Below are 4229 nucleotides of genomic sequence, written 5' to 3' on the forward strand. Positions count from 1 at the left end.
ATAGCGAGTATTACCGACAATATTAAAAGCCACTCGGATGGAGTGGCTCTGTATTGGAGTGCCTTGTTGATGGCTTCCCGAATTTTTGACACAACTATTCCTCAGCAGACTGGCTGCCGGTTAAGTGGAGGGGTAAGGGATTTAAGCCACCAGTCCGTTAGCAGCGACTGATAGCTTCAAGCATGAGTTGAACCGCTCCGCAATCAATTGCGCTTTAAATGGGTTCCGTTCAATGCGGTTCTTCGGGGTAATCCATCCATGATGTATTCGGGAATAAGGTAGCGTCACCGCGCCTACCGTGATGTTTCCATGCGGATTATCCATATATCTGTTACCCCACGGATTCTTCCATCTCAGCTTTTCTGATGCTGTAAATGTCGATCGCCTTTTCCAGCTGGTCGGGGTGGCTAGCGAGGACACGCTGGCTGTATTTGAAGAATTTCTCCAGATCTGCAACTGACTTTGCGTTGCTGGCTGCGTTGGTGAAGTCAGCAAGCAGGGCATCAGGTGAGCGCTCATCTACTTTTGTCGTCTCCAGTTCGCCCTCGATTGGCTCCGCTTTCTTGGTGTTGATCATCTTGTTCAGGTCGGCATTGGTGCGCGGGGTTACATCTCGCTCAGGCTTTGGTTTTCCGTCCAATTCATCGGTAGAGTAAACGCCGAGAATAACCTCGGGGCAGTAAAGGCGAGACCAGCGCTTAACGGCTAGATAGGCCAATTGTTGCTTAGGGTCGCTTGCCCACAGGGTGGAGTTTCTCACCTGAGCCTGAGACAGAAGAAGCTCAAGAACGCGCGGTTCATCCTCCCACTTCATCGTCGCCCACACTCGAATCCCTAAGCCTTTCTCGTCTGCCAGAGTCCAGTCTGGTGCTATGTATTTATTGCCGTTCTTTGAAACTTTTTCTGCGAACTTGCCGATCACGTTTTCCCATGGGCCAAACCATTCATAATGAATCCGGTCTTTTGTAGGTGCCATTGCGTAAATCACCGCGTTAACGAGCTGCGCCTCATAACCCAGGGTGCCGCTAACAACGTGAGTCTTTTGAGCAACTACGAATGGGTTCATGCCCCACTGAACAGCTTGCATTGCCACTGCCATGCAGTCCGCTTTATTTCCAGCGAGGTGAGACGGGATAGTTGATCGCCCGCTTGCCATAAGTGTTGCAAAGTTCTGAATTGCCATCAGGTTTTGAGGGCTGAAAATCGCCACGTTTGCATTGGTAATGGCGGGTTCATTGCTGAGTTCGATATTGGCGATGTCAGTCATTGTTTTTTTTCCTTGCCCATGCCGGGCGGTAAATGGTTTCTACACCGCCCCATTCATTGCTGAGTCGGCATTCGTGATAGGTCTGTAAATTCTTGCGATAGAGTTCGTGCCCGGCGGCAACGTCATCGGCATCAAGCTGGAATACCCGCGTCGGGTACCGGCCACAGTCGATGGTTTCGCTAACGGCAAGAAAAATAAAAGTGGGGTATTCGTTGAAGTGATTCAGGTAACCGTCCCGGTACATGGCGTCCTGCACGTGATACCGGAACTCTTCGATGTGGCGAGAGAAGCGATCCATGTCAGCGACTTTTTTCACATCGATGATGATTGGCTGACTTCGAAGAAACTTGTCTGGCCTGATGCGGCACAGTTCTTCTGTTTCCTCGTCTCGCCAGTAAATTGATGATTCGCAATATCCCTCTGCTTCCAGAAAGTACCGCGCCGCAGGGTGAGCTAAGGCACTCCCTCGCATTAACTCCAGTTTCCGGTGCTGCTCAAAGTCCATTACCGTCTTTCCTGACTCTTCACACTCTTTCAGAAAATCCTTTTCTGCTACCTTGCCGTCATTTGTGCGCCGGTTGAATTCTGGCGCTTTGATGAATCGCTTATCGAATTCATCTGGTTCCAGTAACAGGCAGTGCAGGGCGGTCCCCATATCCAGCGCCTTGAGTTTCTCCGTATCTACTGGCGCTGTTTTCTTCCATGTAAGTATTGCGGGGTTAATAGCCACATCATCCAGTTGTGACTTGCTGACTCCGGCCCCGGAGTGGTAATCCTCGTTTGAAATGTCGTGATAGAGTCCGGGTTCCATTATGCTGCCTCATCGTGTTCAGCCAGGTGCCGCTGTATTTCTAATGCTCGCTGCCACTTGGCAGTTTCCAGAAGAATGTTATAGAGCGCAGTCTCAATCTCTTCGTAATCGAATTCGTCGATAACCAGATCGAACGCCTCGCGGCTAAAATCGGGAAGAGTTTCGAAAACCTTTATCAGGTTCCGAACCTTCAGTGCGCCATCCCATGTCTGCGCCTGCTCTCCGGCCAGCGCCTGCTCTGGCTCGCTGAGGAACTTACGGGTCTTCCGCGCCGCCGTTATTTCTGCGTATGTCATGGCTCAAGCCTCCGGTTAATGGCTTCGATCAGGCGCTCCAGAAACCCTTTCTTGGGTGGCGGAGTGAAGCTAGCCGAAGTCAGTCGGTTTGATGGGTGATGCTGAATAGACAAAATGCCGCTCAGTGGGCCACCGACAAGCCGGTTGCCCGATAAAGTTAATGTGCTCATCGGTGCTCCTGAAAATTAAGTTGATTAGTAGACGATCTGAATGGGTGGGCGCTCACCGATAGCGGCGGAGGCGTTCTGATTTTTGATGATGGCGATAACACATGCCTTGGCGCATTCAGCATCAATTCCGGCATCGGTTAGCACGGCCATGGCCGTGTTATTTACTTCTGCCTGGTGAGCTTTGTTGGCTGCTTTTTTGGCCGCTTCATCAGCAACACGTTTCTCTTCTGCTAGCCGGGCATCTTCTTTCTGCTTGGCTTCACGTTGTACTCGCTCAGCTTCCTGCTGTGCTTTAAGTTTCTCAGCCGCGATAGCTTCCTGCTTTTCGCGCTCGGCCTTGGCGATTGCATCTTTCTTGTCTTGCTCAGCCTTCTGTTCTACTGCAATGCGGTCACGCTCTGCTTGCTCCGCCTGAGCCTTTAACACGGACTCACGATGAGCAGCCTCTTCGAGCTTGCGCCGTGCTTCCTCCTCTGCAGCTAGGCGAGCTGCGTTCTCTGCCAGTCGCTTTAATTCGTCTTCATATGCAATGCGCTTGCGTTCGTCTTCGGCTGCTTTATCGGCTTGTTTACGGTCGAAAGCGTCATTCATCAGAAGGGCCATTTCGTGATCGGCTTCTTTCTTGGCTGCCCGTTCTGCTGTAATGCTGGCGTCCATTTCATGGGCTTCCTGCCACATGGCCGAGTAAGCTTCTTCGGCTGCGACACGTTCCTGCTCGGCCTCCCAATCAGTAACCGGCTTTCGGATTGCTACTGCAATATTATCCAGTTCGTCACGAAACTTTTTTCTGTTGGCATCTATCAGAGCAGGCCGTGCTTTTAGCTCAGCAACTAACTCTTTGGCGCGAACCTCAAATGCTGCTTTAGATTTACGCACTTTGTCAGCCATCGTGATATAAACGCCGCGACCCTTTGCCGTATTCAGGTCGCCAACCACTGAACCGGCTGTCTTGCGAACGTTATCAATCAGCTCATCAATGAATTTGTCATTCAGTAACGCAACTTCCAAATCTACTTTTTCAGCTGGCAAGGTGACGAGCGCCAGTTCCTTTTTTTCATTACTCATGCTCATTTCCTTATAAGTTTGCTTCGTAAAAAGACTTAATGGCGGATTCGAACTTTTTGAAGTCAAATGACCCAGCGTCACCAGCCGAATCGAATTCAATCCAAATTATTCCGTCTGCATAATTTGATATTGTGAAGTCGCCGATTTTCACCGCTTTGGACTTTCCGCTATCAACTGAGGGGTTTGTGTCTGTGTTGGTAAATAAAATACCCATGCTCATTTCCTTGTGTTTAGCCCACAGCAAAACACCGACGATGATTTGTCAGTTATTTAGTAGTGGGAGTGGGGAGTTAGTGGGGAAGGGTTAAGGTATAACGGCGACTATTTCTTCGTTCGTTAACTCATTGCCAGATTGGTTATATTTCACGAGCACAGCGCCTTGCTGCCCCCAGTCTTTACTCAAACTTTTCATTGATGGACGATGATTGCCAAGGCACTCCAGAACAGCGGCGCTACTGCTATCAACTTGCGCTCTCGAATCCAAGACCATGAAGTAGTGCTTCATATCTCACCTATTTAGTTGGAGGGGTTATTCCGCTTCTACAAACTCGCCATTCTCATTCAGCGAATACCAAACATCCGGCTTAATTCCGTTCTCGCCTACTTTACTGGCACGGATA

Annotated in this window: 7 protein-coding genes; all 7 read right to left on the reverse strand. The window is 50.0% G+C overall.

The window, feature by feature from the left end; translation table 11 throughout:
* Nucleotides 1-141: 141 nt before the first annotated feature.
* Nucleotides 142-324 (reverse strand): DUF1317 family protein, encoded by a 183-nt coding sequence (locus DBA33_RS19860; protein ID WP_120807069.1) that lies wholly within the window; start codon nucleotides 322-324, stop codon nucleotides 142-144.
* Nucleotides 325-331: 7 nt separating this feature from the next.
* Nucleotides 332-1183: a RecT family recombinase gene (locus DBA33_RS19865; protein WP_240442737.1), complete on the reverse strand. Its 852-nt coding sequence runs from the start codon at nucleotides 1181-1183 to the stop codon at nucleotides 332-334.
* A 76-nt stretch (nucleotides 1184-1259) separates the two neighbouring features.
* Nucleotides 1260-2078, reverse strand: coding sequence for a PD-(D/E)XK nuclease-like domain-containing protein (locus tag DBA33_RS19870; RefSeq protein WP_120807071.1), 819 nt, complete (start codon nucleotides 2076-2078; stop codon nucleotides 1260-1262).
* On the reverse strand, nucleotides 2078-2374 hold the full coding sequence (locus tag DBA33_RS19875; RefSeq protein ID WP_120807072.1) for a hypothetical protein: 297 nt from the start codon (nucleotides 2372-2374) through the stop codon (nucleotides 2078-2080). Before DBA33_RS19875 ends, DBA33_RS19870 begins: the two co-directional genes overlap by 1 nt.
* Nucleotides 2371-2544 carry a hypothetical protein gene (locus DBA33_RS20750; protein WP_162975250.1) on the reverse strand — a complete coding sequence of 58 codons (174 nt, stop codon included), beginning with the start codon at nucleotides 2542-2544 and terminating at the stop codon, nucleotides 2371-2373. The genes DBA33_RS19875 and DBA33_RS20750 overlap by 4 nt, the downstream gene beginning before the upstream one ends.
* A gap of 24 nt (nucleotides 2545-2568) precedes the next feature.
* The gene (locus tag DBA33_RS19880; RefSeq protein ID WP_120807073.1) at nucleotides 2569-3609 is read right to left on the reverse strand and encodes a hypothetical protein; all 1041 of its coding nucleotides are present in this window, start codon (nucleotides 3607-3609) and stop codon (nucleotides 2569-2571) included.
* Between the two features lie 10 nt (nucleotides 3610-3619).
* Entirely contained in the window at nucleotides 3620-3823 is a 204-nt protein-coding gene (locus DBA33_RS19885) for a hypothetical protein (protein WP_120807074.1), read from the reverse strand.
* Nucleotides 3824-4229: the final 406 nt, after the last annotated feature.

The sequence above is a fragment of the Yersinia sp. IP36721 genome (assembly GCF_003634395.1).
Taxonomy (GTDB): domain Bacteria; phylum Pseudomonadota; class Gammaproteobacteria; order Enterobacterales; family Enterobacteriaceae; genus Yersinia; species Yersinia entomophaga.